Below are 26,237 nucleotides of genomic sequence, written 5' to 3'. Positions count from 1 at the left end.
TAGGGAGTTTCAAGGGCAAGAGTGGGCGACTTAGACGACGGTGTAGTGTTGATATACGGTTGACTCCGCGGTGACCACCACCAAATTCCCAGCCGCTCGTTTATAAGTAGTTAGCTCCGGATCGACGGAGAACATCGCCAAAGCCCCAGCCGCGAGGACTCGCGCGACTCGTTGCGTTCCTCAGTCGCTCGCTCCGCTCGCTCCCTGCGGTACTTACGTCGTCGTGCTTCGTCCTCTCGACTGCCCCTTAGAGTCCCGCCCCGACCGCACCACAACCGCACCTCACGCCTCCCCAGCCTCGTCGGTTGTCCTCCGCTTCGCTCCGGACCACCGACTCCCTCGCACCGGCGTCGCCGGCGGCGAAGCCGCCGGCTGCCAGAGGGACCTTTGGTCCCTCGCGGCTCGCGGCCCTCCGGGCCGCTCACCGGGGCGCGCCACCGCCTCGTGTTTATAAGCGATCGTCGCCGTCAGCCTCGTCTCCCTCGTCCGATTCGTCGTCGACCTTCTCGCGGAGTCGTTCGACCTCCGCCTCTAGGTCCGCGATGCGGTCGGCCTCCGCCTCGTCACCGTCGGAGCGCTGTCTGAGGAACAGCACTGCGCCCGCGATGAGGACGAGGGGAACCCCGAACAACAGCACGGCGATCAGCAGGATGATCACGAGTTCGGGACCACCGGGGACGCCGCCGAACGCGGGGACCGTGGGAACCATGCGTCAGCCACTCGACGGCAGGCATAAAACGGATCGGGGTCAGGGGCGGCATCTCTCCCGTCGTCGCGCTTACCCGGCGTCGACGAAGTCGCCGAGATTCGCCTGTAGGCCGGCCGCCATCGTCGACTTCCGGCGGAGGCGACCCAGCGACACCGGGAGATGTTCGGCGACGCCGCGAACCGCCTCCCCGAACGTCTCCGCAGTCCCGAACTCACCCTCGAAGGCGTTCCGGACGGCCTCGCGCACCTGCCAGACGCCGACCGGCCCCCAGTAGTCGTCGGAGACGTGCCGGAGAACGAGCGCCTTCGCCTGCCGCCCGCGCTCGTCGAGGTGCTCCAAGACGCCGAGTCGGGCCGCGTAGTAGGCGCCCGCAGTCTCCTCGACGTAGCCGGTCCGCCCCTCGCGGCCCTCGCTGGCGGCCGAGAGGTACACGCCCGCCTCGGGATCGGGGTTCCAGATCGAGCCGGGCGACTTCATCTCGACGAGCTCGTACTCCCACCGTCCCGGCACGAGGATCACCCAGAAGGCGTTCCCCAAGTATTCGTTGCGATGGACCTCGGTCCGGTCGACTGTCGGGTTGTCGCGGATCGAACCGCGGAGGAACTGCCCGACCGTGTCGTCGACGGCCGTGATCGACCAGCGCGTGGGGACGAGCCGGCGGTTCTCGCCCTGTCCCAGCGCCCCCGCGGAGAGGATGGTGTTGATCTCGTACACGTCGAACCCGCGGCGGTAGAGGTACGTCATCGCGCCCTGGGCGCGCCAGTCGTCGTCTTCGAGCGTCTTCTGCACCGGGCGCGGGACGTGCGGGTTCTCCCCGAGGTCTGCGGTTCGGGCCGCGGCGCGCGGGCCGGTCGGCGTTTTGATGTCCGCCGTGCCGATATCGAAGTCGAGGTCGGGAGTCCCGTCAAGTCCGATCTCCACGTCGACCGGGCGGTCCGCGATCGCGACCTCCCGCTGAACGCCCAGCCAGCCGTCCCACGCGTCGTGGACGCTCTCGGCCGGGCCGTCTCCGGCCAGCGATTTGACGCCGCCGGTCGCGCCGGCGTCCGCCACGTCGACCCCGCGAGTCGAGTTCAGCAGACTCGTCCGTCGGTCGAACACGTCCGCGATCGAGACGCCCTCGTCGTACCACGCGGCGGAGGTCTCGAAGCTCGCGGCGCGCTCCTCGCGGCCGACCGGCGAGAGCAGCCCGGTCGAGACGTTCGGGTAGTTCGAGCGCCCGACGAAGATAGAGGGAGAGACGCTGCCGACCACGGCGTCGTCGGAGACGTGCTCCTCGAAGCGCCGCTCGAAGGAGTCGAGGTGATCTAAGATTCCGTAGTCCTTCTCGGCGGCGAGGCGCCGCCGCTCGGCGCGCTCGTTCGCCTCGAACTCGATGAACTCGTCGAGCCGCATTCGGATCGAAGTTGACGCCGTGCCGGCTTGAACGTTGCTAGCGAGAGAGAACGGAAGCGCGACCGGCCGGCCGCCCCGCGACGCCTAGCTGTGGATCCCCATCGCTTCGATCTGCTCTTGATACCGGTTGCGGATGGTGACCTCGGTGACCTGCGCGACGTCCGCGACCTCGCGCTGGGTCTTCTTCTCGTTACAGAGCAGCGACGCGGCGTAGATGGCGGCGGCGGCGTACCCGGTGGGAGATTTCCCGGAGAGCAATCCCTTCTCGGCGGTCGTCTCGATGATCTCGTTGGCCTTCGACTGGACCTCCTCGCTCAGTTCGAGTTCCGAGGAGAAGCGGGGGACGTACTTCTTCGGGTCGACCGGCCGCATCTCTAAGCCGAGCTCCTGTGAGATGTAGCGATACGTCCGACCGATCTCCTTCCGCTCGACCCGCGAGACGTCCGATATCTCCTCGAGTGAACGGGGGATCCCCTCCTTGCGACAGGCGGCGTAGAGGGCCGCAGTGGAGACGCCCTCGATCGAGCGCCCGCGGATCAGGTCCTCGTTGAGCGCGCGGCGGTAGATGACCGAGGCGACTTCCCTGACGGATCGCGGGACGCCGAGCGCGCTCGCCATGCGGTCGATCTCCGAGAGCGCGAACTGGAGGTTGCGCTCGCCGGCGTCCTTCGTCCGGATCCGTTCCTGCCACTTGCGCAACCGGTGCATCTGCGACCGCTTCTTCGAGGAGATAGAGCGGCCGTACGCGTCCTTGTCCTTCCAGTCGATCGTCGTCGTTAGCCCCTTGTCGTGCATCGTCTTCGTCGTCGGGGCGCCGACGCGAGACTTCGACTGCCGCTCCGAGTGGTTGAACGCCCGCCACTCCGGACCGGGATCGATCTGTTCCTCTTCGACGATGAGTCCGGTTTCCTCGTGTATCAGCTCCCCGTCGGCCGTCCGAGTGAGCTCCTCCGGGTCGAAGTCCTCAGGGTCCAACTCGCCGGCGTCGACCCCTTCGACCTCCTCGGTGTCGGTTTCAGTCTCGTCGGCGTCTTCGTCCCGCACACGCTGCCGGTCGTGATCCCGTTGCCGGGTTGGGCGTGTCATCGCATTTATATACTACCCAAACGGATTTACTTAAAAGTTTGTTAGAGTGTTAGTACGTGACATTGCAACACTCATAGCGTTTGCTCGGCGTCTAGCGTTTGCTCGACTCGAACGACGGGGGCGCTCGTCGTGCCGTGTGTTTCCATGGGTGCCACAGACCGGCGCGGCCGACGGACAGCCCTTTGTCCCGCGAGCGCGGAACCCGATCGAATGCCGACGATCGACTGCGATCCGGCGGCTGCGCGAGCCAATCTGGCGGACGCCGGCGTCCGGATCGATGAGGGGAACACCGCACACGAGCGGTGGCGCGCCGAGCGAGAGGGCGCCGTCGCCGTCGCGTACGACGACAAGGTCGTCGTGCAGGGCAGCGACCCGACCCGCCTGACCGCCCTTTTAAGTGAGGGCGGCGGACGCGCGCACGTCTACTTCGACGGCGCCTCGCGCGGGAATCCCGGGCCGGGCGCGGTCGGGTGGTGTCTGGTCACGTCCGACGGGATCGCCGCCGAGGGCGGCGAGCGGATCGGCCGCGTCACCAACAACCAGGCCGAGTACGCCGCACTGATCCGAGCGCTGGAGGCCGCCGACGAGTACGGCTTCGACGAGATCGACGTCCGCGGCGACTCCCAACTGATCGTCAAGCAGGTTCGCGGCGAGTGGAACGCCAACGACCCGGAGCTCCGCGAGCGACGGGTCAGCGTTCGAGAGCTGTTAGAGCGGTTCGACCGGTGGTCGATCGGGCACGTTCCGCGAGAGATAAACGAACGCGCCGACGATCTGGCGAACGAGGCACTCGATGACGCGAACTAACGACGAGCCCCCGGAATGGGCGAAAGAGCGAGCCCGTGAAGTGATGGCGGCGGAGACGTCGGAGGACGGAGAGACAGAGCCCGACGAGGACGACAGCGATGCCGACGCGGGCGACGACGACCGCGTCCCCGACGTACCGGCCGAGGTCGTCGACGAGGCGGAGCGACTCACCCGGCTTGCCCGACAGACCGAGGACGAGGCGGCCGCCGCGTTCTATCGCGATCGCCGCGACGAGCTGGTCGAGGGTTACGACTACGTTCCGCGGCTCCGCGACGAAGACGACACGCTCGTGTTGTACCCCGACGAGTGGATGGACGACGGAACGGTACAGCTCGACCAGATAGAGACCACCGACCGGGCCGTCGAGGTGTCGCTGTCGGGGCCGGGCGACGCCGACCGCTACCGTGAGATCGCCGCGTACAACGACGCGGTCGCCGACGCAGTCGCCGAGGCGCACGATTCGGTCCACGCTGACACCGCCCGGAGCTTCGCGGCGTTCATGAGCAACCACTACGTGCGCCCGGTCGACGACGCGACACCCGACGAGCGCGCGGAGTTCCGCGAGGAGTACTTCCCGCGGAACGGCTGGCCGAGCGACGAGCAGCTGGCGGTCGTCGACGAGTCGCTCGGCGTGATCGAGTCGGTCGCGGCGGACGTGGACGGCCCCGAGGAGTCATAGCGGAAAAACCGAGCTGTCGCTCGGCGGTCGAGCGTGCGCGGCTTTCACCGCGCGCGTGTGCCAAAACATGCTGGTTGCCTCCCGAGACAGCGACGACGGGGTCGTCGTTACTCGTCGAGTAGGGAACGGACTTCGTCTGCGCGTACCTCGTCGGTGACGAATCGGTCGAGGACCCACTCCAGCTGTTCGAGGACGGCGTCGTGGCCCGCCTCCGTGAGCTCGTACTGGTTGGTCCGCTTGTCGAGTTCGCTCTTCTCGACGAGGCCGTCTTCGACGAGGTCGTCGAGGTTCGGGTAGAGTCGCCCGTGGTTTACCTCGGAGTCGTAGTACGACTCGAGCTCACGTTTGATCGCGAGCCCGTACATTGGTTCTTCCGAGAGGATCGCGAGGATGTTCTGTTGGAACGCAGTCAGGTCTGCGGCCGTTCGCGTCGTTGAGCCATCGGTAACCGATTGTGCCTCTGACATAGAATAGTGTAGAGCACCCAAACTTATAACTTTTCTCAAGATTGACGAAGGTTTAAATACATCAGTAGGCTCCAAACCTGCCAATCGTACCAATACTGGTGAGCGGAGTGTCGAGCGGTCCGATTCGGTGATCTCTCGATATCGAATGATCGACAGCTATCTGTGCGGATACACGACAATTTATCGACGAAACGGGGAGATATAGACAAGATGTCTCATCCGAGATATCGGTGTTTATCGCCGGATTCGCGCGTCTCGTACGGAAACACACAGACTCATTGAAACTGCTATTGACTCGGTGAGAGAAATATATACTTCTGTATAGTAGTATTGTATCACACGTATCGGCGTCGGATCGAAGCCGAGAGTCGTCCGACAGCGGGAGCCACGACGGGAACCCGAAAGGACTTTGCAAGCGATGAACGGAATACACGTCACATGGTCAATCTCTGGGAGGATCTCGAGACGGGACCGAACGCGCCGGACGAGATCTACGCCGTCGTGGAGTGTCTCAAAGGCGAGCGGAACAAGTACGAGTACGACAAGGACGTTCCCGGCGTCGTTCTCGACCGCGTGCTCCACTCGAACGTTCACTACCCGTACGACTACGGCTTCATCCCGCAGTCGTACTACGACGACGAGGACCCGTTCGACGTGATGGTGCTCGTCGAGGACCAGACGTTCCCCGGCTGCGTCGTTGAAGCCCGTCCCGTCGCGCTGATGAAGATGGACGACGACGGCGAGCAGGACGACAAGGTGATCGCGGTGCCGACCGAGGATCCGCGGTTTGACCACATCGACGACCTCGAAGACATCCCTCAGCAGATCCGCGACGAGATTGACGAGTTCTTCTCGACGTACAAGAACCTCGAAGCGGGCAAGGAGGTCGAGACCCTCGGCTGGGAGGACAAGCAGGCCGCGAAGGACGCGATCGAACACGCGCAGGACCTGTACGACGAAGAGTTCCAGTAGTCCGAACCGGAAATCCGAGACGGCGCCGACCTCGGCGCGTAGAATAACTATCGGACATACCCACCTGGACCGCGGATGCGTTATGCCCATGGGTAATTTTTAGGGGACGTGCCGCCTACGTGTGAGCAGAACCATGAGCGCACACAGTCAGCCGTCCGTCGGCATCGATCATCCGACGGTCGTCCCCGCCAACTTCGAGCCAGAGGACGAGAGCGACGATTCCGGGGACGTGGCGGACGGTGAACAAGCGGAACGGTAACCGACTCAGGCGTTCTCGACGACCGCTGAGAGGCGCTGGGCCTCGTCGACGAACGACTCAAACCGGTCGTCGACCCACTCGATCACTTCCTGGTCCATCGATTCGAGCACGCACCGGGGGTTGTTTCTGCGGTCGTACGCGGTCACGCACGCGACGTCGTCGTACCGGAAGGCCCCGTATTCGATCGGCTCTGGGGAGACGTACACCGTCGCGCCCTCGTCCTGGAGCGCGCGGTCGGTCGCCGGAGCGAACTCCGCGATCGACTCCTCGACCACGTCGCGGTCGATGACGAGTTGGACCTCGGCGCCCTCGTCGAGCGCCTCCGCCGCCGCATCGTTGAACTGCCGGATAACGACGGGAGAAAATGCACGGATCTCCGAGCCGCACCCCTCGCGCAGGAGTTCGGTGAGCCGATCGACCGCGGCGAGGGGGTTCCGGTCGGCCGCGACGGTCAGCTCTCCGGCGCCGACCGCCGAGGGCGGGAAGTCGGCGCCGACGCGTTCGAGCTCCGCGGCGAACTGCCCGTACCGGTCCGCGAGGTCGACTTCGTCGAGCAACGTCTCGTACGCGTCATGGACCCGTTTTCCGGACGGCGTCACGTGGTAGGCCGCGCCGCGCTTGACGACCCAGTCCCGCTCGCGGAACCCGGAGAGGATGCGCTGGACCGTCGTCCGGGTCGCGTCAACCGCGGTCGTGAGTTCCGCCGGGCGACGCGGCTCCTCCCGGAGCGTTCGGAGCATCGCAACTCTGACGGGCGACCCGGCGAGGTACTGTGCGCCGTCGTGGCCGTTGTCGGCCCTCATCGCGTGACCCGTGTGTACGAACACCACGCTGTTAATCGTACCGCGTTCCGCCCTTTCGGGGCGGCGGACGACGTCAACCGACCTCGCACCCCGCTCACGGCTGGTACCGGAACGAGACGACGGTGCCGATGGTGTCCTCGCCGTCGATAGCCTCGGTGGTGACAGTCGCGGCGACGACCGCGTCCGCGCCGAGCGCCTCCTCGATCACCGCGGTGAGCGCGTCGGGGTCGGCGCCCTGTTGGAGCACCGGCACCCGGACCTGCTTCCGGTTGACGGCGACGTCGCCGAGGTCGTAGTCGGTGTGTTCGAACGCGTCACGGATCGTTGTCTCGACATCGGTCATGAAACTATCTCTGTCAGGGAGGCTGAAAAACGGTGGGGGCAGTATCTCGAAACCGGCTTCACAGCATCGATCGGAAGGGCGATAGCGCGGTCGATCAGGCGAGAGCCCCGTAGGAGACGTTAATTTACCGTTTTTAAGTAATTAAATATCTAAAAATAGTTACCGCAAAACGGTTTAGGTGTTAATATCACGCGAGATTCTGTGTAATATGCACGAAAGTGTTGCAGACTACGTGGCAGAGCACCCGAAGATGGCCGGCGTCCTGTTCACCGCGCTCCTCCTGCTGACGCAGGCGGCGCCCGCGGCGGCGAATATCGCAAAAGCGACTCCCGGTCCCTAAATACTCATAATTTCGTCACTCCAACAGAGTTCATCGTTGCGGAAAACCGGGACAGTTTCTAAATCAAGCGCATCCTGAATTTGCTTCTCAGACAGGCCAGAGAGGGTTGCGTTGGAGGGTACAACGTAGTTCTGTGAGATACCATTCACAGACGGCATATACATTGTTCCGAGACCGTATGGTCCATTCGGATACGCACGCATATCAAATTTCCAGCCGATATTGTTCTCAAGTATATCGATGACAACTGCGATCCCACTCCGACTTTGACAGATCGTCGTCCCCCCATCGCCGACGACGATGTACTGGTGACCGGTGATCAGCTCCCGCTTCGCGACGTGAAGCGCGGTCCGGAGGTTGAAGCCGCTGTTCATCAGGCGGGCGATGATCCGGCCGAGCTGGGTCGCCGGCGAGTTCGCCACGTCGGTGAGGGTGACGATGCCGCCGCGAGAGCCACGGTGGACGAGGGCCTCGCCCTGCTGGTACGACTGGCAGGCGTTGAGCAGGAAGGCGCTGACGCCGACGTCGAGGTCTTCCGCCGTGAGGTCGAGGTACTCGTCGGTACACTGCATCCCGCGGTCGTCGACGTGCCCGATGTAGTGGAGGAAGTCGACGTCCGACTGGAGGGTCTCACGCATCTCCTCGCGGGTGAGGTCGTGACGCACCTCGATGTCGAACTGGACCATGTCGCGGAGGCCGTATAAGTCGGCGACCTCCCCCTCCTCGCGCATCTGTTCGTCGTTGCAGACGACGAGCACGGAGATGCGCGACTGCTCGACTGCGCCGGCCTCCAACCGGCGGTGGTACGCGTCGAGGGTGGCCTTGTTGGCGTCGAGCGGGACGCCGGCGCCGACCCAGGCGTGCTCGACGGTGTCGACGGGCTCGGGCCGCACGAAGTCGGCGTCGGTCGGCACCGCGCCGCGCTCCGCCGAGGCGTCGGCGCCGCGGGTGGGCGGGGCATCAGCGGCAGCGCCCCGAACGAACTCGTCCGGACCGAGCGACGCGGGGTCGGCGCCAGGTGAAGTCGGGTCAGTCGGAGCGCCGCCGGCGCCGGCCCGCTGCCCGCGGAAGAACCCGATCCCGTCGCCCTCGCCCGCCGTCGCGGGAGTCGCGGTCGCCGGAGAGCGGACGACCGACAGCTCGCCGGCGACGAACGGAAGCAGTTCCACGTTCTCGGGGTCGGGACGCACGTCGGTCGTCAGCGTCCACTGGGGGAGCTCCGGCTCGACGCGCTCGAAGGGGACCGCGAGGTACTCGCCGAGTCGCTCCGCGAGCGGGAGGCCGTACAGCCGCCCCCAGTCGAGGTCGAGGTCGGTGACCTCTCGCTCGTGGAGATCGACCGGGTAGAACCCCTCCGTGCGCGCGAGACAGTCGAAGTGGAACGCCTGCCGGAGCACCTCCGCAGTCCGCCGCTCGAAGTCGGGCTCCAGTGGATGCGTCCAGCCGTCGCCCTCGATCCGGGGGACGTCGCCGGGGACCACGTCGGCGGCGAAGTAGTACGCCAGCGAAATCACCGGGTAGAGGTAGCGGTACTCCGGGGGGACGACGATCCGGATCCCGGAGTCGAGCGGTTCGACCCGGTCGGGGACGCGGAACTCCTCGCCCGGCTCGATCAGTGGCGGGTGCCCGCGGAGGGTCGGGAACGACCGCTCCGGGCTGGTCGTCTGGAGCGCGGAGCCGAGCAGGGAGACGGCGTCCATCAGCGACTCGGGATCGGTGGGCGTCTCGATCGTTCCGGCGGGAACCTGGTGGAGCGACCGGAACCCGAGCGTGACCTCCGCGGGCGCGTCGAGGTCGATCCGGGTCGTTCGCTCCGTCGTCGACACCGAAAACGGCGCCGCGAACGCGAGGTACAGCTTCGTCGGCGCGGGGTCGATCCCGACGTGATACGTCCCCGCCGGCATCGCGTATGAGTCGCCGCGGGTGAGCAGCGTCCCGTCGCCGGCGCGGGTCTCGACGACCGCGACGCGGGGGATCTCGATGGCACCGGTCTCGACCGTCACACTCGCGTCGACCGGAAAGTAGTGGGCGTCTTCGGGGCTCGCGACCGGCTCGACCGGCCGGTCGGTGTACACCTCGAACTGCGTGTTCTCGATGTGGTCCGTGACGGTGAGTCCGGACGCGTCAGACAACGGGTCGATGGCAATGCTCATGAGGGAGACCGCGTGGGATCGGCAACGAAGTCGTCACAGAGGTCGTGCGATGCGGCCGTGGTTACCGAATTCTGGGGCGATGCGATCATAAAGCTTGTGTCGGACGGATAGCCGCGGACCGAACGGATAAAGGGGCGGCCGACCCACGTTAGCGTAATGATTTCGCTTGGAACGGCTCGCGCCTCGCCGGGCGAGACGGACACGGGCCGTCTCGAAGTCGGCGAGACGCGAGATGGAAGTCCCGTCCGGCTGCCGGTGGCCGTCGTCAACGGCGCCGCCGACGGCAAGACGCTGTATCTGCAGGCGGTCAGCGACGGCGATGAGCTCAACGGACTCGGCGTCATCAATCGCGTCGTTCCCCGCCTCGATCCGGCGGAGCTGTCGGGGGCCGTCCTCGTCGTCGGCGTCGTCAACTACTTCGCGTTCCAGGTTGCGGAACACCGGAACCCGATCGACGACCGGAAGATGAACCGCGGATACCCCGGCGACGAGGACGGAACGACGAGCGAACGCATCGCTCATGCGACGTTTCAGGCCGCAAAGCGGGCGGACCTCATTCTGGATCTCCACCAGGGATCGACGAGCCGGATGATAAACGAGACGCGGGTCCGCTGCGGGATCCGCCACCGGCTCCACGGCGACTGCTTGGAGCTGGCAAAGGTCTTCGGCTGCGGCCACGTCCTCGATATCAAGGGCCCGGACGGACAGCTCGCGCGTGTCGCCCCGGAACACGGGATCCCGACCATCGATCCCGAGCTCGGCGGCTGCGTCGGCTGGGACGAGGAATCGATCCGGTACGGCGTCGAAGGCGTGTTCAACGTGCTTCAGCACTACGGCTTCCTCGACGGCGACGTCGATATCGAACGACAGGTGAGGGCGCGCGGCTTCGACCAGTACGGGTCGCCGGCGGGCGGGCTCGTCCGGTTCGAGCGCGAGCTCGGCGAGCGGGTTTCGACCGGCGACCTCCTCTACGAGGTGACCGACGTGTTCGGCGAGCGGAAGGGCCGCGTGACCGCCGACGACGACGGCATCTTCTGGCGCACCCGTCGGCTTCCGCAGGTCGCCGCCGGCGAGTACGTCTGCTCGGTCGGCACCAACGTCGACCAGTACTGATGGCCGCCGACCGCGGCCTGGTTCGTGGACTCGTGTGTCCCGAATGCGGCGCAACCGTGAGAGACCGGTGGCGCTGCGAGTGCGGCGCGCCGCTGGAGTTCGTCGACCCGCCGATTCCGGAGGGGTCACCTCCGGATGCGGAGGGCGAGCGACGCGGAGAGCGCGACGCGATAGACGCCCGAAACGGGCTCTGGGCGTTCGAGTCGTTTCTCGCCGTCGGCGACGACCCGACCGACCGGGTGACGCTGGGGGAGGGAATGACGCCCCTGGTCGACGCGGACGGTGACGCGAACGGCACCGAATCGCCCGACGCCGACGACTGGAACGCCGCGTTCAAGCTGGAGTACGTCTTCCCCACCGGCTCTTTTAAAGACCGGGGCGCGACGACGACGCTCACGCGGGCTCGCGAACTGGGCGTCGAGCGCGTCGTCGAGGACTCTTCGGGCAACGCCGGCGCCGCGATCGCGACGTACGCGGCCCGCGCCGGGATCGACGCCGCAGTGTACGTCCCGGCCGACGTCAAGGAGTCGAAGCTCCGCGCGATCCGACGAGCCGGCGCCGAGCCGATCCGGATCGAGGGGTCTCGCGCGGACGTGACCGAGGCGTGCGTGGCCGCGCTCGGTGAGGGAAGCGGAGATAGCGAGAACGAGGCCGAGAGCGAAGCCGACTCCGCCGATCCCGCGTGGTACGCCAGTCACGCGTGGAACCCGGCCTTCTTCGAGGGGACCGCGACCGTCGCCTACGAGATCGCGTTCCAGCGCGGCTGGGAGGCCCCAGACGCGGTCGTGACTCCGCTCGGACACGGCACCCTGTTTCTCGGCGCCTACCGGGGGTTCCGGCGGCTGGAGCGCGCGGGCTGGATCGACAAGGTCCCCCGGTTGTTCGGCGCGCAGGCGGCCGGGGTCGCACCGATCGTCCGCGAACTCCACGGCGTGGACGCGGCCGACCCAGCGGGGCGCGTCAACGCGGCCGCAGACGGGATCCAGATCGCCGAGCCGGTGCGGAAACGGGAGATCCTCGACGCGATCGCCGACACCGACGGCGACGCGCTCGCGGTCACGCAGGCGGCGGCCGAGCGCGAGCTCGACCGGCTCCATGCCGCGGGCTTTTATACCGAACCGACCTGCGCTGTCGCGCCGGCGGCGCTTCGCGAACTCCGCGAACGTGAGGTCCTCGCGCGCGACGCCGATGTCGTCGTCCCCCTCACCGGGAGCGGACTGAAGAGCTGATCGGGGCGTTCGATCGACCGCTCCCACCGCCATCCCTTTTCAGTCTCGTCTCGTGGGAGGACGTATGGAAGTCCTCGTCTACGGCGCCGGCGCGCTCGGGAGCCTCGTCGGGGGGTTGCTGGCGCGGACCCACGAGGTCACGCTCGTCGGGCGCGACCCGCACATGCGACGGATCCGAGAGAGCGGGCTCCGGATCGACGGCGAGATCGACGCGCACGTTCGCCCCAGTGCGCTCACCGACGGAACGCACCGCTCGGCCGACCTCGCGGTGGTCACAACGAAGGCGTACGACACGGACGCAGCCGCGCGAGCGCTCGCGACCGGCGAGTACGACGCGGTCTGCTCGCTCCAGAACGGTCTCACGGAGGAGCGGCTGGTCGCGGCGCTCGACCCCACCGTCCTCGCGGGCACCGCGAGCTACGGCGCTCGGTTCGTCGAGCCCGGCCGGGTCACCTGCACCGGCGTCGGCGAGGTCGTTATCGGAGCGCTCTCGGGCGGCGACGATCCGCTCGCGAAGCGGGTCGGACGCGCGTTCGACGAGGCCGGGATCGAGACGACCGTCGCCGCGGACATGCCTCGACGCCGGTACGAGAAGCTCGCGGTCAACGCGGGGATCAACGGTCCCTCGGCACTCGCACGGCTCTCGAACGGGGCCACCCTCGACGGACCGGGGGGCGAGGCGGCCCGCGAAGCGGCCCGCGAGGTCGGGCGGGTCGCGCGGGCAGACGAGGTAGCGCTCGGCGAGACAGCCGCGGTCGACGCCGTCGAGCGCGTCGCCACCGACACCGCCGCCAACCGGTCGTCGATGTGCGAGGACGTGGCCGCCGGTCGTCGCACGGAGGCCGACGCCATCTACGGTGCCGTGACCGAGCGCGCCGACCGGCTCGGCGTGTCAGCGCCGACCTGTCGGACGATCGCGTCGCTGATCAGAGCGTGGGAGGTCGGTGCGGGGGTTCGGCCCGGAGGGGACACTCAAAAGACGGCGGAGAAGTGAACGCCGACAAAAACGGTCGGACGGGAACGAGGGCCCGCTACAGCGGACTCAACACCACTCTTCGAGGACGGTGGCGTCGGTCTCGTCGACCGAGACCCACGCGTTCTCGCGAGAGACGTCAGCGATCACGAGCTCCGGTCGGGACGATGCGGAGTCGATAGACGCCATGACGTCTGGGGAGTCCGCGGCGTCGAGCGCCGGATCCGTCGGCAGCGCCGTCCGGCGGTGATCGGGGTCCGGGTCGTCCCATGGAGTGGAACTCCGTGACATGATTGTGAATTGTTCACAGTATGTATAAGCATTCCGGACCGAGATCGTTCGCGGTCGGTAGATCCGCGATCTGACGGAAAGATCGGGGGACGAGAAGCCGTGTCAGTCTTCGATCACGAGACAATTACCGTATTAGGGCGTTGATCTGACGAACAAAGTAGTTCGTTGTCAGAATCGCTGATTCGGGGCCGACGAACACCGGAGAGAACCCGCCGTCGACCGCCGACCGCTGGCGAATCACCTTCGCAGTATACAAGAGGTGGCACGGAGTAAGACGGTGCATGAACGTTTCAGACGCCATGACGCCGCGGTCAGATCTCGTCGTCGTCGAGATTCCGGGGAGCCGGAACGACGTGTTGGAGTACATACAGGAGTACGGCTTCTCGTCGGTGCCGGTCGTGAAGGACGTCGACGGCGACGAGGTGTATCGCGGGCTCGTCTCTCGGGACGACCTGATCGAGCAGCCGGACGAAGACCAGCTCGCGCTGCTGATGCGCGAGGTACCGACGGTCGACGCCGCCGACACGATCCGCGACGCCGCCGCCACGATCGTCGCCGAGAACTCGCGCCGGCTCCCGGTGGTCGACGGCGACGAACTCGTCGGCATCCTCACCGTCACCGACGTGGTGCGAGCCATCGCTCGCGGCGAGATCGACGGCGACACCGAGGTCGGCGGGCTCGCGACCCGCGCGGTCAACGCGACCCACACGGAGACCCCGCTGCCGGTCGCCGAGCGCGAGATCGGGCTGGCGAACGTCCCCTACGCCGTGGTGCTCGACGACGACGCCGCGCTCGCCGGGATGCTCACCGAGGTCGACGTGCTGGAAGTCGCCCGCGTCGTCGAGGGCGAGGCCAGCACGGGCGATTCCATCGCCGAACAGGACTCCGAGTGGTCTTGGGAGGGGATCAAGGCGACCGGTGCCCGCTACCTTCCGACCCGAAACGTAGAGCTGCCCGTGGAAGCGGTCCACCACTTCATGACCGGCGATCTCATCACCGTCAGCGGCACGCGAACCGCGAAGGAGGTCGCACAGGAGCTCATCAGTAACGACATCGAGCAGGTGCCGCTGGTCAACGGCACCGACCTCGACGGCATCGTCCGGGACGTCGACCTGCTGGAGGGCTTATAAATGGCGTCCGAGGCGATCGTCGAGCTGGCGAAGCGACGCGGCTTCTTCTTCGGCTCGAACGGCGCGTACGGCGGCACCGCCGGCTTCTACACCTTCGGCCCGCAGGGCGCGGCGCTGAAAAAGAACGTCGAGGACGCGTGGCGCGACCGGTTCACCATCCGGGAGGGGAACCGCGAGATCGAGGCGCCGACGATCATGCCGGAGGCCGTCTTCGAGGCGTCCGGCCACCTGGAGGGGTTCGACGACATGCTCGTCGAGTGCCCCGAGTGCGGCGAGTCCCACCGGGCCGACCACCTCGTCGAGGCGGTCACGGAGATCGAGGACGCCGAGGCGCTGCCCGGCGGGGAGGTCGAGGAACTCATCGCCGACAACGACATCGCCTGCCCGTCGTGTGGCACCGCGCTCGCGGGCGTGACGGTCGAGGCCTTCAACCTCATGTTCGCGACCGACATCGGCCCCGGCGACGCCCAGCCCGGCTATCTGCGGCCTGAGACGGCCCAGGGCATCTTCGTCGAGTTCCCGCGACTGAAGGAGTACGCCCGCGGGAACCTCCCCTTCGGAATCACCCAGATCGGCCCGGCCTACCGCAACGAGATCTCGCCGCGCGGCGGGCTCCTCCGGCTGCGGGAGTTCACGCAGGCCGAGCTCGAGCAGTTCATCGACCCCGAAGACGACGAGCCGCCGCTGGACCGCGTGCGCGACGTGTCGGTCCGGCTGTACCCCGCGGCGGAACAGCAGGCCGAGGACGGCGAGTACGTCGAGACCACCGTCGGCGAGGCGGTCGACGAGGGGATCATCGGCTCCCCGTGGGTCGGCTACTACCTCGGCGTCGCGAAGGAGTGGTACGACCGGATCGGCGTCGACCTCGACCGCTTCCGGTTCCGCCAGCACCTCGCGGGCGAGCGCGCCCACTACGCGTCCGACTGCTGGGACGCGGAGAGCGAGGTCGACGGCGACTGGATCGAGATCGCGGGCTTCTCGTACCGCGCCGACTACGACCTCTCGAAGCACGGCGAGTACGGCGACGACGCCTTCACCGTGTTCAAACGCTACGACGAGCCGAAGACGGTCGAGCGCGCGACCGTCGACCCGGACATGTCCGTGCTCGGCCCCGAGTTCGGCGGGGACGCCGCCGCGGTCGCCGACGCGCTCGACACGCTCGCCGAGCGCGATCCCGACGCGTTCGACGGCGAGACGGTGACGGTCGAGGTGGGCGAGGGCGACGACGCGGAGACCCACGCGGTCGACGCCGACGTGGCGGACTTCTCGGTTGAGACGGTGACCGAGAACGGCGAGCACCTCACCCCGCACGTCGTCGAGCCCTCCTTCGGCGTGGGGCGAACGGTCCAGACCTTGCTCGCGCACGCCTACAGCGAGGACGAGGTCGACGGCGAGGCGCGGACGTACCTCTCCTTGGAGCCCGAGGTCGCGCCCCAGGACGCCGCGGTCTTCCCGCTCGTGACCAACGACGAGCGACTGACCGACCTCGCCGACCGCGTCGCCGCCGACCTCCGCGAGGCGGGGCTGGCGGTCGCGTACGACGACTCCGGCTCGATCGGGCGGCGCTACCGCCGCCAGGACGAGGTCGGAACCCCGTTCTGCGTCACGATCGACCGCGACGGGATCGAGGGCGACGGCCCCGAGACGGTGACCGTCCGGGAGCGCGACTCCGCGGTCCAGGTCCGCGTTCCGGCCGACGCGCTGGCGGAGGAACTGGCCGCGCTCCGCGCGGGCGGCGAGTTCGACGCGCTAGTGGACCGGTACGAAACCGTCGCGACCGACGTCGAGACCAACTAATTCGTGCCCCTTCCGGCGGCGGAGTGGCGGGCCGAGGTGGAGTTCGAGCGGCGGCTGGTCCACTCCGGAGGGACCCTCTACCCGGTACCGTACCTGCTCGGCTGGTTCACGTGGACGGAGACGCGCTACTTCCTCGTGGCCGCGCTCGCCGTCGTCCTCACGCTGGAGTTCCTCCGGCTCGTCGTCGGGCTCGATCATCCCCTCTACGACCATCTGACTCGGGAGTACGAGACGGACTCGCTCGCCGGCTACGCGCTGTATCAGGTGAGCATGACCGGCGTGGTCCTCCTGTTGGAGCCGACGTTCGCGATCCCCGCGATGTGGATGCTGTCGGTGGGCGACCCCGTTAGCGGCGCGCTCGGGGACAACGACCCGACCGAGTCGAAGCGTCCCACTGCGTGGATCGCAATGTTTCTCGTCAGTTTCGCGTTAGCGCTCCTGTTCACCGTACCCGCGTTCGGGACCGGCGTCGGCGTCGCCGTCGCATTCACCGGCGCGGTCCTCGCCGCGGTCGCCGACGGGCTCCCGCCGATCATCCGCGGCGTCGCCGTCGACGACAACCTCACCATCCCGCCCGCCGCGGCCGGCGGGATGCTTCTCGCGGTCGCGGTGTTGGGGTAGGACGGGGAAAGCGTTCAGGCGACGAGCAGACGAAGCGGGTGCGAAATGCGTGAGCGCGAGTCTGATACTGGACGATTTATAAACAGATTGCGGTGGCGTCGCCGGCGGCGTTGCCGCCGGCTGCAAGCGAGAGCTCCGCTCTCGCCCTGCGCGCCTCGGAGCGGTCGCCAACGGCGACCGCGAGGAGCGCGTGCGAGGGATGCGGCGAACGCGAGCAGCGAAGCCGCGAGCCGTGAGCCGCGAGGCTGGGGAGGTATGAGGTTGCGGTTGCTGTGTGGGGTGGGATTCAAAGGGGCAGCCGCGAGGAGCGAAGAGGCGACGTAAGCACTGCAAGGAGCGAACGAAGTGAGCGACTGAAGCGCGCAGCGAGCGTCCTCGCTCCTCGCGGGTGGGGCTTTGGAGGTGTTCGCTGCCGATCCGGCGTCGATCACTCATAAACAACCGAACGATACCGTGACAGCACGTCTCACAAGATCACCGGCGACAGCCGTTTATAAATGGGCAACTGCGTCGTTACCCGATTAAGAATCGATCGATCCCCCGTCCCGGTCTAGTCCCAGAACGACTGCGTCCGCGCGTACTCGCGCTCCTGTCGGAGTACGTCGCGGTAGAACTCGTCTTCGTCCTCGCGCAGCTTGTTGATGATCCGCGCGGCGTTGTGCGGCCCGACGCCGCGCGCCGCCAGCGCGATCACCGCCCGCTTTCCGTGCGTCTGAACGAGGCTCGCGGCGCGGTGGGCGCGCTCGGTGCGCCGCTCCTGCTCCTCGTCCTTCTCCGACGACCGGACCGCCGTCACCGTCTCGTCGTCCCACGGGTTCAAGGCGGCGACGCGCGTCGAACCGCAGTCTGGACACTCGGGCTGGTCGGGGACGCGCCGGACCTTCGTCGTGCGCGTCCAGTCGGCACAGTGCAGACAGAAGAGGATGACGCGGTCGTTTTGAATCCGCTCGCGGATCGTCTCGATCACGTCGGCGTCGGCGTTTTCGGGGACGAGGAACTCCGTGCCGGACGAGCGGCCGGCGGTCCCCAACGGCGTGCGCTCGCGAGCGATCGCGAGGTCGAGCGACCCGTCCTGCACGCCCTCCAAAATCTCGGCGGTCTCGTCGACCGCGAGGTCGGCGTGGAACACCTCGCGGAGCGCCTCGTCGTAGACGGGCGTCCCTTCCAACGCCGCGAGCAGGCGGTCGCCCCCGAACCGGCCTCGGCCCTCGCGGTAGCGCTTGACCGACCCGAACTTCGCGGCGACCTGCGCGAGCGTGAACTTGAGCGCGTCGGAGTTTTTCAAGGCGAGTTCGAGATACGCCTCCAGCCGGTCGGGGTTGGTCGTCTCCAACACCTCGCGGAAGGTGCCGGGGCCGACGCCGCGGGGCACCTCGAACTCGATCCGGTACGGGTCCACGTCCATTCCGATCGACGAGCCCGCTCGCTGGCCGACGAGCGCCGCGAGCAGGCGCGCGAGCGTCTCGTTGACCTCGTGGCCGAAGGCGGCGTTGACCGCGACCGTGCGCGCGCTCCCCTCGATCACGATCCGGCGGTCCGTGGGGACCGGGTGGCCGGCGTCGACGTGGTCGACGACCGGTTTCAGGGCGGCTGCGATCGTCTCCTCGTCGGCGGGGTACCGGTCCGCGAGGTCGCTCGCGACCGCCTCGGGCGTCGACCCCGCCGTAAGCGCCTCGGCGACCTCACCGCGGATCCGCCCGACCTCTTCGGCGACGGGCTTCGGAACCGGGATCTCTTGGCCGATCCACGAGGGCACCTCGCCCGTCGGGTCCGGGATGGGCGTGACGTTCACCTGCTCCTCCTCCTCGTCGACCTCGGTGATGCGCCACAGCTCGCCGCGCTGGATGAAGGTCTCGCCCGGGCCGGCGAAGTTGACGACGAACCGCTCGTCGAGGGTGCCGATCTGCCGCCGCGAGGACATGTCGTACACCTCGTAGGTGGACTCGTCGGGGATCATCGAGAGGTTCGCGTAGAAGTACTGCCACGTCCCGCCCGACTTCTCTAAGGTGTCCGATCCCTCGTCGAGCCACAGCAGGTGGTTGCCGTCGAGCTCGCGGACGATCTCCTGGAACGTCTCCTCGGCGAGGTCCCGGAAGGGATACGCGCTCGTGACGACCTCGTACGCCTCGCGGGCGTGGACGTCGCCCTCGTCCATCACGACCCCGACGATCTGGTTCGCGACGGTGTCTAAGCTCCCGTGGTGGATCGCGGCCGGCTCGACGAGCTCGGCGCCAGCCCGGCGGGCGATCGCCAGCGCCTCGAGGGTGTCGTCGCCGCCTTGCGTCACGACCGTGCCCTCCGACACGAGGTCGCGACGATGGCCCGCGCGCCCGACGCGCTGGAGCAGCCGGGCGACCTCGCGCGGGCTCCCGTACTGGACCACGTGGTCGACGCGGCCCACGTCGATCCCGAGCTCCATTGAAGAGGTGCAGACGAGTCCGTCCAGATCCCCCGACTTGAACCGGTCCTCGACGTCGATCCGCACGTCCTTCGAGAGCGAGCCGTGGTGGACTTCGATCTCGGTGGGGGCGTCGGCCTCCCCGTCGTCACCCGCGTGCTCGCGCTCCCGCTCCGCGAGCGTCTTGAACCGCGAGCCGAGCGCCTCCGCGGTCTGTCGCGTGTTGACGAAGATCAGCGTCGACGCGTGGTCGGCGACGATCTCGCGGATCGTCCGGACGTGGCTCGCGGTCGTCTCGTCGACCGCCAGCTCGCCGGCGAGGGTCGTGTCGCGGTCGGTGATCGGCGGGTCGAGCACCCGTACATCGGTCCGAGTCCCGGCCGCGACCTCGACGATCTCGAACGCGCGGTCGCCGGGGCGGTCGGGATCGCGTCTCCCCGATCCGACGAGGAACTTCCCGACCTCTTCAGGGGTGCCCACGGTCGCGGAGAGCCCGACCCGCTGGAACGGCCTCGCTACGCGACGGAGGCGTTCGAGCCCGATCGTGAGCTGGGCGCCGCGCTTCGCCGAGGCAAGCTCGTGGACCTCGTCGATCACCACGTGCGCGACGTCTTCGAGCGCGAGGCGCATCTTCGAGCCCGTCAGGATCGCCTGCAGGCTCTCCGGCGTCGTGATCAACACGTCCGGCGGATCGTCGGCCTGTTTGCTCCGCTCGTACTGGGTGGTGTCGCCGTGGCGGACGTCGACCTCGACGTCGAGTCGATTGCCCCACCACTCCAGTCTGTCCATCATGTCGCGGTTGAGCGCGCGGAGCGGGGTGATGTAGAGGGCAGATATTCCGTCGCGTGGCTGGTCGCCCGGAGAATCCCGAGCCTCGACGATCGCGTCGAAGACGGGCAACATCGCGGTCTCGGTCTTTCCGGTCCCGGTCGGCGCGAGAACGAGCGCGTTCTTCCCGTCGGCCAGCGGGGGGATCGCTTCGCGTTGGGGCTCCGTCGGCGTCGAGAACCCCTGCTCGGAGAGCGCTTCGCGGACCTCGCTCCCGAGGTGCGCGAACGCGTCCATGCCAGACGGTTCCGCCATTCTCTGATCGTCGAATGTTGGGCGCTCAGCCGATTAAGGTCGTCGCTGTGTGAGATCCGTGCGAGCGATCGGCCCCACCCACGTCCGCGATCGGCCCCCGATCCGTTCAATCGGCGATCGGCAGTTCGACGGCGAACACGCTGCCCGTCGGTTCGTTGTCCTCGACCCGGATCTCGCCCTCGTACCTGTCGACAAGCGTCTTGACGAGGTACAGTCCGACCCCCGTGCCGCCGCTCTCAAGGCCCTTCTCACCTTCTTTGAAGATCTGCTTTTTGTGCTCGTCCGCGATTCCGGGGCCGTTGTCGGCTATCGACACGCAGACGGTGTCGTCCGACACTCGCGCCGACACCGCAATTTCGGCCACGTCCTTGTCGTTGTGGGTGACCGCGTTCGTCAGCAGGTTCCGGAACACCGCCTCCAGCAACTCGTCGGCCAGCACCGTCACGTCGGGAATCTCCCCGTCGACGGAGACCGTCGCGCGGTCCTGATCCGACCGGATCTGTGCTATCTGCTCGACGAGCTCGGCGCGGAGGTCCATCGGGCACCGATCGATACCGACCTGTAGCAGCACGTCGGTGACGTCTTTGGCCGTCTTCGTGATCTCGGACGCCTGCTTCGCCGCCTCGATGACCGTCCGCGCGTACGTTCGACTCTGATCGTCGGAGAGCGAGTCCTCGAGCAGTTCGGTGTACGACTCCACGACCATCAGCTGGTTCCGGATGTCGTGGCGAACCACCTGATTGAGCAGGGTGAGGCTGTCCCGTTGCCCTTCGAGCGTCCGCTCGTACTCCTTGAGCTCGGTCACGTCACGGGCGTACCCCAGAACGGCGTCTTCCCCCGTTTCCGGTACTTCGTAGGGGATCTTTGTCGTTTGGAACACCCGGGTCTCGCCGGCGGCGGTCGTCAGCGTCTCTTCGCCGATCGTCTTCGGCTCGCCGGACTCGATCACCGCCAGGTCGTCTTGGCGGAACGCCGCGGAATCGTCGGCTTCCGGGATAATCTCTCCCTCCGATTTCCCTTCCACTTCCTCGGGCGTCTTCCCGTACGCGTCCGCGGTCGCCTCGTTGGCCAGAAGGTACTCGCCGTCGCGGTTCTTTACGAACACGAGGTCCGGGACGAGATCGATGATCTTGCGCAGCTCCTTGCGGGTCGCCTCGAGGGCGAGTTCGTACTCCTTCCGCGACGTGACCTCCGAGATGATCCCGACCATCCGACGCGACCCGTCGTCGTCTTCGACGAGTTCGGCGCGCGATTCTCCCCACAGCTGTCTGTCGTCGGGGGTTTGAATCCGATACTCCGATCGAAGCGGCCTGCCCGTCGCTATCGTCTCTTCGAGCGCCCGCTCCAGTTCCGGGAGGTCGTCGGGGTGGACGTACTCGATGAAAGCGTCGTACGTCCCCTCGAAGCTGCCCGGTTCGACGCCGAACAGCCGTTCTATCGACTCGGTCCAAACGACCTCGTCAGTCGCGAGGTCCCACTCCCAGACGCCGGTGTTCGTGCCTTCGAGCGCGACGGTGAGCCGCTGTTTCGTCTCCTCCAGCTCCTCTTCGCGTCGCTTCTGATCGTCGATGTCGAGGTGGATGCCGACCGCCCGAACCGGCTCCCCGTCGTCGTCGCGCTCGACGATCTTCCCGATATCGCGGATCCACTTCCACTCGCCCCTCGCGGTGCGCATCCGGTGTTCCGTGTCGTAGTACGTCGTCTCGCCCGCGATGTGGCCGGACAGGGACGCTTCGACAGCGCCGAGATCGTCGGGGTGGACGCGCCGCTCCCACGCGTCGAGGTGCGGCTCGATCTCGTCGAGCGAGTGGCCGAGCATCTGCGCCCACTGTTCGTTGAACTCGACCTCGTCGGTGGTCATGTCCCAGTCCCAGACACCGAGTTGGGCACCTTCGACCGCGAGTTCGAGGCGGTCTTTGAGCTGCTGAAGCGCTCGTTCTCGTTCTTTCTGTTCGGTGATGTCTGTCGAGACGCCACAGACGGCCACAATCTCTCCATCGTCGTCGTACACGGGGGATTTTCGGGTCAGACGGACGCTCTCGCCCGTGACCGTCGGGATCGTCTCCTCCAGTTCGATCTGCGCTCCGTTCTCGAGGACTCGGCGGTCATCCGACCGAGCCTGTTCCGCAACCTCCCGCGGGAAGAGGTCCTCGTCGGTCATCCCGGCGGGGTCCTCATCGACATCGAGCAGGTCGCGGCACGCCTGATTCATCAGCAGATACCGCCCGTCGGCGTCTTTCAGAAACACCGCCGCCGACATTGTTTCCAACACGGTCTGGAACTCGCGGTACGTGCGCTGATACTCCCGCTCCTGTTCCTTTTGCGCGGTGACGTCCCGAGCGACGCCGACGATCCGCGTTATCGTTCCGTCCTCGGTGATCGGCGTCAGTTTCGTGTGCCAGTGGCTCGTTGCGCGCGGGAACGTGATTCGCTCTTCGTACTCGATCGTCTCTCCCTGTTCGAGGCACCGGCGGTAGTTGGCGGCGACGGCCGAACCCTGCTCCTCGCCGAGGAGTTCTCTCGGCGTCTGACCGCGTATCGTGTCGACGGAGAGCCCCGTCAGTTCCTGGTGTGCGGTGTTGTTCTCTTGATACGTGAACTCATACCCGTCCTCGGTCCGCGCAACCGCAATGAGAAAAACGGCATCGTCGACCTCGTGGAAAATCGACTCGTACACGGTGTCGACCCCCTCGCCGGCTACGCCAAACGCGTCAGCGGTTTTGTTCGAATGTGAATTCTCGTCCATTTTTCGCTTAGTAGTCAGTAGGTTCAGGCAAAGGATAACAGTGTGGGTGCTGACGTGTCAGGCGACGTGGTAATGATGTCGAGGACGACGACGCGGGCGGTGAACACGTCCGCGGCGGCGACGAAGCCGGTCGGGACCACCGGCCACACTTAAAAAGGAGCCGCGGATCGCTACTCGACGATGTCGATCGCGGGCCGACCGGGCTCCGCCTTCCTGACCACCGCGTCGTCGGCGTCTTCGGCGCGCTCGACGCGGACCGGGGCGTCGAACTCGCGCTCGATCAGCCACGAGGCCGCGCGCAGCGCGTCGTACTCGTCGTCGCCCGACAGCGTTTCTTGGAGCGCCTCGCGGTTCGCCTGCAGGTCCTGTCCGTAGGAGGCCGCGTCGTCGCCCCGCTCGCGGATGTGCGGCTCCCCCATCAGCTCCGAGATGAGGTTGTCGGCGTCGCTGTCGATCGCGATCTCCAGCGCGTCGTACTTCCAGTCGGGCGCGACGACCACGTCGATCCGTTCGGGATCGTCGATCCCCGCGACGTCGACGATGTCGCGCACGTCTTCGCGGGTGTTCGCGACCAGCCGGCGGCGGCGTTCGACCGTCTCGCGGTCGGCCGTCGCCGTCGGCCAGTCGGCCTCGACGACGAACCCGTCGCGGTCCAGCGTCTCCCACAGCTCCTCGGCGAGGTGCGGCACGACCGGTGCGAGCAGGCGGACGGCCACGTCCAGCCCGCGCTCGTAGGTCTCCGGATGCGGGTCGGCGTGACCCCGGTAGCTCCGGAGCGTCCCCACGAGGTCCTGCGCCTCGCGGAGCGCGACGTTGAACGTCAGGTCGTCGTACTCCGTGCCCGCGATGGCGACAGCGGCGTCGATCTCGCCGGCGACGTAGTCGTCGATTTCATCGCGGTCGGCGTCGGCAGGGGCGGTCGGCGCGTCGCCCGCCGCGTACGCCTCGACCAGGTCCGTCAGCCGCGCCAGGAAGCGATGCGTCGATTTGACGCCCTCCTCGGCCCAGTCGAAGTCGCGCTCGGGCTGGGCGGCCTGCATCATGAACAGGCGGGCCGTGTCGGCGCCATATTCGTCGACAATGCGCTGCGGGGAGACCGTGTTCCCCTTCGATTTGGACATCTTCTCGCCCTCCAGCTGGACCATCCCCTGCGCCAGCAGGTTCGTGAACGGCTCGCGGTGGTCCAGCTCCTCCTCGTCGGCCAACACCTTGGTGACGAACCGCGAGTACAGCAGGTGCATCACGGCGTGTTCGATACCGCCGACGTACTGGTCGACCGGCATCCAGTCGTTCGCGCGGTCCAGATCGAAGGGCACGTCCTCGTTCCCGGGCGAGACGTAGCGCAGGAAGTACCACGAGGAGTCGACGAACGTGTCCATCGTGTCGGTCTCGCGGGTGGCCGGCTCGCCGCACTCCGGACAGGTCGTCTGCTTCCACTCCTCGGCGGCGTCGAGCGGGTTCCCGGTCGTGTTGATGAACTCCGGCAGCTCGACCGGCAGGTCCTCCTCGGGCACCAGCACCGAGCCACAGTCGTCGCAGTGGACGACCGGGATCGGGGTCCCCCAGTAGCGCTGCCGGGAGATCCCCCAGTCGCGGAGGCGGTACTGGGTGGTCGCCTCGGCGCTCTCGATGTCCTCGGTGAGCCGCTCGCGGGCCGTCCCGCTGTCGAGGCCGCTGTACTCGCTAGAGTTGATCACGACGCCGTCGTCAGTGAACGCCGCCTCACTCACGTCGGGCGCGTCCGGGATCATCTCGCCGTCCCAGCCGTCGGGCTCCGGCGCGATCACCGGCTCGATGTCGACGCCCATCTTCTCGGCGAAGGCGTGGTCGCGCTCGTCGTGGCCGGGCACTGCCATCAGCGCGCCCGTCCCCACGTCAGAGAGGACGAAGTCGGCGACGAAGACGGGGATCTCCTCGCCCGTGGCGGGGTTGGTGGCGGTCAGATCGGTCGCGACGCCGTTGGGTTCGTCGCCCTCTGGGTCGGCCTCCTCCTCGATGAAGTGACGCACGTCTTCGTCCTCGGCGGCCAGCTCCTCGCTGATCGGGTGGTCCGGCGCGAGCGCGAAGAACGTCGCGCCGTGGATCGTGTCGACGCGGGTGGTGAACGCCTCGACGGGGCCGTGGTCCGCTATGTCAAAATCCAGCGTCGTCCCGTACTGCCGGCCGATCCAGTTGCGCTGCATCTGGCGCACGGAGTCGGGCCAGCCCTCCAGCCCGTCGATCGCATCGATCAGTTCGTCGGCGTACTCCGTGATTTCCAGGAACCACTGGTCCAGATCGCGGGTCTCGACGGGGGTGTCACACCGCCAGCACAGCTCGTCGTCGCCCTCTACCTGCTCGTCGGCGAGGACGGTGTCACAGGAGGGACACCAGTTCACCTCGGCGTCGCGGCGCTCGACGAGCCCCGCTTCGTGGAACCGCCGGAACAGCCACTGGTTCCACTGGTAGTACTCAGGGGTACAGGTGGTGACCTCGCGGTCCCAGTCGTAGCCGAACCCCATCGACTGCATCTGGCCTTTCATCGTGTCGATGCAGTCGAACGTCCAGTCGCGGGGGTTGGTGTCGCGTTCCTTGGCCGCGTTCTCGGCGGGGAGCCCGAACGCGTCCCACCCCATCGGATGGAGCACGTCGTCGCCGCGCATCCGGCGATACCGGGCGTACGCGTCCGTGATCGTGTAGTTTCGGACGTGGCCCATGTGGAGTTTCCCGGACGGGTACGGGTACATTCCCAGCACGTAGGTGGGATCGTCCACCTCGTCCGGCGTGCGATACACGGAGGCGTCGTTCCACGCCTCCTGCCACCGTTTCTCGACCGCAGTGTGGTCGTAACCCTCCTGAGACAT

Annotated in this window: 22 protein-coding genes; 11 read left to right on the top strand and 11 right to left on the bottom strand. The window is 67.1% G+C overall.

Features of this window, described 5'->3' with window-relative positions:
* Window positions 1-448: 448 nt before the first annotated feature.
* From ACNS88_RS07770 to ACNS88_RS07760, 3 genes are all read right to left on the bottom strand, one after another.
* On the bottom strand, window positions 449-709 hold the full coding sequence (locus tag ACNS88_RS07770) for a preprotein translocase subunit TatA (protein WP_435095395.1): 261 nt from the start codon (window positions 707-709) through the stop codon (window positions 449-451).
* Window positions 710-778: 69 nt separating this feature from the next.
* A complete protein-coding gene (locus tag ACNS88_RS07765) occupies window positions 779-2,104 on the bottom strand; it encodes an Nre C-terminal domain-containing protein (RefSeq protein WP_435095392.1) in 1,326 nt (441 codons plus the stop codon).
* An 84-nt stretch (window positions 2,105-2,188) separates the two neighbouring features.
* Window positions 2,189-3,190: a transcription initiation factor IIB gene (locus tag ACNS88_RS07760; protein WP_435095389.1), complete on the bottom strand. Its 1,002-nt coding sequence runs from the start codon at window positions 3,188-3,190 to the stop codon at window positions 2,189-2,191.
* Window positions 3,191-3,400: 210 nt separating this feature from the next.
* On the opposite strand from ACNS88_RS07760, the gene rnhA reads away from it, so the two are divergent.
* Together rnhA and ACNS88_RS07750 are read left to right on the top strand one after the other, a co-directional pair.
* Window positions 3,401-3,997, top strand: coding sequence for a ribonuclease HI (gene rnhA, locus ACNS88_RS07755; protein WP_435095386.1), 597 nt, complete (start codon window positions 3,401-3,403; stop codon window positions 3,995-3,997).
* Window positions 3,984-4,676 carry a DUF7108 domain-containing protein gene (locus ACNS88_RS07750; RefSeq protein WP_435095383.1) on the top strand — a complete coding sequence of 231 codons (693 nt, stop codon included), beginning with the start codon at window positions 3,984-3,986 and terminating at the stop codon, window positions 4,674-4,676. Before rnhA ends, ACNS88_RS07750 begins: the two co-directional genes overlap by 14 nt.
* 107 nt (window positions 4,677-4,783) lie before the next feature.
* On the opposite strand, the gene ACNS88_RS07745 is transcribed toward ACNS88_RS07750, so the two are convergent.
* Entirely contained in the window at window positions 4,784-5,143 is a 360-nt protein-coding gene (locus ACNS88_RS07745; RefSeq protein WP_435095380.1) for a PadR family transcriptional regulator, read from the bottom strand.
* A 438-nt stretch (window positions 5,144-5,581) separates the two neighbouring features.
* Here ACNS88_RS07745 and ACNS88_RS07740 point away from each other — a divergent pair, with 438 nt between their 5' ends.
* Window positions 5,582-6,115 carry an inorganic diphosphatase gene (locus ACNS88_RS07740; RefSeq protein WP_435095377.1) on the top strand — a complete coding sequence of 178 codons (534 nt, stop codon included), beginning with the start codon at window positions 5,582-5,584 and terminating at the stop codon, window positions 6,113-6,115.
* A gap of 133 nt (window positions 6,116-6,248) precedes the next feature.
* On the top strand, window positions 6,249-6,374 hold the full coding sequence (locus tag ACNS88_RS07735; RefSeq protein ID WP_435095374.1) for a hypothetical protein: 126 nt from the start codon (window positions 6,249-6,251) through the stop codon (window positions 6,372-6,374).
* Window positions 6,375-6,379: 5 nt separating this feature from the next.
* Here ACNS88_RS07735 and ACNS88_RS07730 read toward each other — a convergent pair whose 3' ends face one another.
* Together ACNS88_RS07730 and ACNS88_RS07725 are read right to left on the bottom strand one after the other, a co-directional pair.
* Window positions 6,380-7,177: a helix-turn-helix transcriptional regulator gene (locus ACNS88_RS07730; protein WP_435095371.1), complete on the bottom strand. Its 798-nt coding sequence runs from the start codon at window positions 7,175-7,177 to the stop codon at window positions 6,380-6,382.
* Between the two features lie 94 nt (window positions 7,178-7,271).
* A complete protein-coding gene (locus tag ACNS88_RS07725) occupies window positions 7,272-7,520 on the bottom strand; it encodes a hypothetical protein (RefSeq protein WP_435095368.1) in 249 nt (82 codons plus the stop codon).
* 208 nt (window positions 7,521-7,728) lie between these two features.
* Between ACNS88_RS07725 and ACNS88_RS07720 the strand changes: the two genes are divergently transcribed.
* Window positions 7,729-7,860: a DUF7503 family protein gene (locus ACNS88_RS07720; protein ID WP_435095365.1), complete on the top strand. Its 132-nt coding sequence runs from the start codon at window positions 7,729-7,731 to the stop codon at window positions 7,858-7,860.
* Here the strand turns inward: ACNS88_RS07720 and ACNS88_RS07715 are convergent.
* Window positions 7,857-10,013 (bottom strand): caspase family protein, encoded by a 2,157-nt coding sequence (locus tag ACNS88_RS07715; RefSeq protein ID WP_435095362.1) that lies wholly within the window; start codon window positions 10,011-10,013, stop codon window positions 7,857-7,859. The genes ACNS88_RS07720 and ACNS88_RS07715 overlap by 4 nt on opposite strands.
* 156 nt (window positions 10,014-10,169) lie before the next feature.
* Between ACNS88_RS07715 and ACNS88_RS07710 the strand changes: the two genes are divergently transcribed.
* The 3 genes from ACNS88_RS07710 (at window position 10,170) to ACNS88_RS07700 (ending at window position 13,349) form a co-directional block, all read left to right on the top strand.
* Window positions 10,170-11,126: a succinylglutamate desuccinylase/aspartoacylase family protein gene (locus ACNS88_RS07710; protein WP_435095359.1), complete on the top strand. Its 957-nt coding sequence runs from the start codon at window positions 10,170-10,172 to the stop codon at window positions 11,124-11,126.
* A complete protein-coding gene (locus ACNS88_RS07705) occupies window positions 11,126-12,355 on the top strand; it encodes a pyridoxal-phosphate dependent enzyme (protein ID WP_435095356.1) in 1,230 nt (409 codons plus the stop codon). Before ACNS88_RS07710 ends, ACNS88_RS07705 begins: the two co-directional genes overlap by 1 nt.
* A gap of 64 nt (window positions 12,356-12,419) precedes the next feature.
* Window positions 12,420-13,349, top strand: a complete 930-nt coding sequence (locus ACNS88_RS07700; RefSeq protein WP_435095353.1) for a ketopantoate reductase family protein — start codon at window positions 12,420-12,422, stop codon at window positions 13,347-13,349.
* 48 nt (window positions 13,350-13,397) lie between these two features.
* Here the strand turns inward: ACNS88_RS07700 and ACNS88_RS07695 are convergent, their stop codons facing one another.
* Window positions 13,398-13,619: a DUF7556 family protein gene (locus ACNS88_RS07695; RefSeq protein ID WP_435095350.1), complete on the bottom strand. Its 222-nt coding sequence runs from the start codon at window positions 13,617-13,619 to the stop codon at window positions 13,398-13,400.
* 281 nt (window positions 13,620-13,900) lie between these two features.
* Between ACNS88_RS07695 and ACNS88_RS07690 the strand changes: the two genes are divergently transcribed.
* From ACNS88_RS07690 to ACNS88_RS07680, 3 genes are read left to right on the top strand one after another with little or no spacing between them, the layout of a single operon-like run.
* Window positions 13,901-14,749, top strand: coding sequence for a CBS domain-containing protein (locus ACNS88_RS07690; RefSeq protein WP_435095347.1), 849 nt, complete (start codon window positions 13,901-13,903; stop codon window positions 14,747-14,749).
* Window positions 14,750-16,546, top strand: a complete 1,797-nt coding sequence (gene glyS / locus ACNS88_RS07685; protein WP_435095344.1) for a glycine--tRNA ligase — start codon at window positions 14,750-14,752, stop codon at window positions 16,544-16,546.
* Window positions 16,547-16,549: 3 nt separating this feature from the next.
* The gene (locus tag ACNS88_RS07680) at window positions 16,550-17,167 is read left to right on the top strand and encodes a dolichol kinase (protein ID WP_435095341.1); all 618 of its coding nucleotides are present in this window, start codon (window positions 16,550-16,552) and stop codon (window positions 17,165-17,167) included.
* Between the two features lie 550 nt (window positions 17,168-17,717).
* On the opposite strand, the gene ACNS88_RS07675 is transcribed toward ACNS88_RS07680, so the two are convergent.
* The 3 genes from ACNS88_RS07675 to leuS form a co-directional block, all read right to left on the bottom strand.
* Window positions 17,718-20,648 carry a DEAD/DEAH box helicase gene (locus ACNS88_RS07675; protein ID WP_435095338.1) on the bottom strand — a complete coding sequence of 977 codons (2,931 nt, stop codon included), beginning with the start codon at window positions 20,646-20,648 and terminating at the stop codon, window positions 17,718-17,720.
* Window positions 20,649-20,754: 106 nt separating this feature from the next.
* Entirely contained in the window at window positions 20,755-23,394 is a 2,640-nt protein-coding gene (locus tag ACNS88_RS07670) for a PAS domain-containing protein (RefSeq protein ID WP_435095335.1), read from the bottom strand.
* 170 nt (window positions 23,395-23,564) lie between these two features.
* A complete protein-coding gene (leuS, locus tag ACNS88_RS07665; RefSeq protein WP_435095332.1) occupies window positions 23,565-26,237 on the bottom strand; it encodes a leucine--tRNA ligase in 2,673 nt (890 codons plus the stop codon).

The organism is Halorubrum shenae (assembly GCF_051194165.1).
Lineage (GTDB): Archaea > Halobacteriota > Halobacteria > Halobacteriales > Haloferacaceae > Halorubrum.
Note: the sequence above shows the minus strand (reverse complement) of the source record. Positions and strands in the feature narration are given on the sequence as shown.

Coding starts and splice junctions, on each gene's coding strand:
- ACNS88_RS07770 (WP_435095395.1), bottom strand. CDS start 709: ATGGTTCCCACGGTCCCCGCGTTCGGCGGCGTCCCCGGTGGTCCCGAA.
- ACNS88_RS07765 (WP_435095392.1), bottom strand. CDS start 2,104: ATGCGGCTCGACGAGTTCATCGAGTTCGAGGCGAACGAGCGCGCCGAG.
- ACNS88_RS07760 (WP_435095389.1), bottom strand. CDS start 3,190: ATGACACGCCCAACCCGGCAACGGGATCACGACCGGCAGCGTGTGCGG.
- rnhA (WP_435095386.1), top strand. CDS start 3,401: ATGCCGACGATCGACTGCGATCCGGCGGCTGCGCGAGCCAATCTGGCG.
- ACNS88_RS07750 (WP_435095383.1), top strand. CDS start 3,984: ATGACGCGAACTAACGACGAGCCCCCGGAATGGGCGAAAGAGCGAGCC.
- ACNS88_RS07745 (WP_435095380.1), bottom strand. CDS start 5,143: ATGTCAGAGGCACAATCGGTTACCGATGGCTCAACGACGCGAACGGCC.
- ACNS88_RS07740 (WP_435095377.1), top strand. CDS start 5,582: ATGGTCAATCTCTGGGAGGATCTCGAGACGGGACCGAACGCGCCGGAC.
- ACNS88_RS07735 (WP_435095374.1), top strand. CDS start 6,249: ATGAGCGCACACAGTCAGCCGTCCGTCGGCATCGATCATCCGACGGTC.
- ACNS88_RS07730 (WP_435095371.1), bottom strand. CDS start 7,177: ATGAGGGCCGACAACGGCCACGACGGCGCACAGTACCTCGCCGGGTCG.
- ACNS88_RS07725 (WP_435095368.1), bottom strand. CDS start 7,520: ATGACCGATGTCGAGACAACGATCCGTGACGCGTTCGAACACACCGAC.
- ACNS88_RS07720 (WP_435095365.1), top strand. CDS start 7,729: ATGCACGAAAGTGTTGCAGACTACGTGGCAGAGCACCCGAAGATGGCC.
- ACNS88_RS07715 (WP_435095362.1), bottom strand. CDS start 10,013: ATGAGCATTGCCATCGACCCGTTGTCTGACGCGTCCGGACTCACCGTC.
- ACNS88_RS07710 (WP_435095359.1), top strand. CDS start 10,170: ATGATTTCGCTTGGAACGGCTCGCGCCTCGCCGGGCGAGACGGACACG.
- ACNS88_RS07705 (WP_435095356.1), top strand. CDS start 11,126: ATGGCCGCCGACCGCGGCCTGGTTCGTGGACTCGTGTGTCCCGAATGC.
- ACNS88_RS07700 (WP_435095353.1), top strand. CDS start 12,420: ATGGAAGTCCTCGTCTACGGCGCCGGCGCGCTCGGGAGCCTCGTCGGG.
- ACNS88_RS07695 (WP_435095350.1), bottom strand. CDS start 13,619: ATGTCACGGAGTTCCACTCCATGGGACGACCCGGACCCCGATCACCGC.
- ACNS88_RS07690 (WP_435095347.1), top strand. CDS start 13,901: ATGAACGTTTCAGACGCCATGACGCCGCGGTCAGATCTCGTCGTCGTC.
- glyS (WP_435095344.1), top strand. CDS start 14,750: ATGGCGTCCGAGGCGATCGTCGAGCTGGCGAAGCGACGCGGCTTCTTC.
- ACNS88_RS07675 (WP_435095338.1), bottom strand. CDS start 20,648: ATGGCGGAACCGTCTGGCATGGACGCGTTCGCGCACCTCGGGAGCGAG.
- ACNS88_RS07670 (WP_435095335.1), bottom strand. CDS start 23,394: ATGGACGAGAATTCACATTCGAACAAAACCGCTGACGCGTTTGGCGTA.
- leuS (WP_435095332.1), bottom strand. CDS start 26,237: ATGTCTCAGGAGGGTTACGACCACACTGCGGTCGAGAAACGGTGGCAG.